Below are 1,004 nucleotides of genomic sequence, written 5' to 3'. Positions count from 1 at the left end.
TGCTGAATGCCACCGTAACGCCACAATCACTGGAAAAAAGCACCAAAGTGCTGATGCCATACCTGAAAAACTCACTGCAATTGTTCTTTAACCAGACACCGGTTTATGTGCTGGACTCAAACCGCAGTAAAGAAGAAGCGCTGGTACGTCAGCTAGCAAAAGGCATTGAAATCAAACCGGGTAAAATTATTATCCCCCTGTCTGAATAATGATGGCCTCTGAATAAGTACGGCTTCTGAATGACGGCCAACGCTGAATCTGGGCTGGCTGACTTTGTCAGCACTGCTGAGCAAATACAGCGATGGGAAAAGTGATCAGGTTATCTCTGTGTTAAAAAAAGCCCCTGCACTGCAGGGGCTTTTTCGTATGTGGCAAACTATGTAGCAGGCTGTGTAACCAGCAACGCGTGTTTACACCAATCGGTTAATGGTCATATCAAGCGTTATCGCTCTCATCGCCATTTTGCGCTTCTAACTGCTCCACCAGCTCATCAGCCATGGCGGATAGGGCTTCACGAGTCAGTACCGCCAGCGCGCGGTAGAAGCCGGTTTTGGCATGCATCTCAACTTGCCCCAATACTTTCGCCGCGGTTGGCAACAGATAGTGCTGGAATAGCGCCTCTTGCGCTGACACTTCATCTTCTGCGCTTTGATCTTCAACCCATGAGGCCGTTAGCAGCATCTGGCCAAAGTGACCACCCGCTACCGAGCCGGCGCCCGGCATGCCCACTTGCTGTTGGAAAGCCACAAAGCCTTGAACATCAATACCATGCTGTTCAGCCAGCAGTGATACTGCACCGTTATCGCCAAACAGTTCGCTATAATCGGCGCACAGTGCCGCCACATCTTGCGGCTGACGCAACTGTTTGAGGGCAAACTCGCTGTTATCACTCAATACCAGCGGCCACATTTCGCTAAGGGCACCTTGCTGCAGCATATTAAGTACTGGCGGCATCACCGCATCATCCGGACGACGATAAAACAGCGTGCCGAACAAACGGCATA

2 protein-coding genes are annotated in these 1,004 nt (G+C 50.9%); one reads left to right on the top strand and one right to left on the bottom strand.

The features are described from left to right. On the top strand, positions 1-209 hold a 209-nt coding region (locus tag ACRC27_RS08135; protein WP_438639633.1), incomplete at its 5' end, for a DUF1439 domain-containing protein. 226 nt (positions 210-435) lie between these two features. On the opposite strand, the gene ACRC27_RS08130 is transcribed toward ACRC27_RS08135, so the two are convergent. After that, positions 436-1,004: TorD/DmsD family molecular chaperone (locus ACRC27_RS08130; protein WP_438639632.1), on the bottom strand; the 569-nt coding region annotated here is incomplete at its 5' end.

This window comes from Plesiomonas sp., assembly GCF_051650925.1.
In the GTDB taxonomy this organism is placed as follows: Bacteria; Pseudomonadota; Gammaproteobacteria; order Enterobacterales; family CAMTGL01; genus Plesiomonas.
This window is presented reverse-complemented; position numbering and strand designations above follow the sequence as displayed.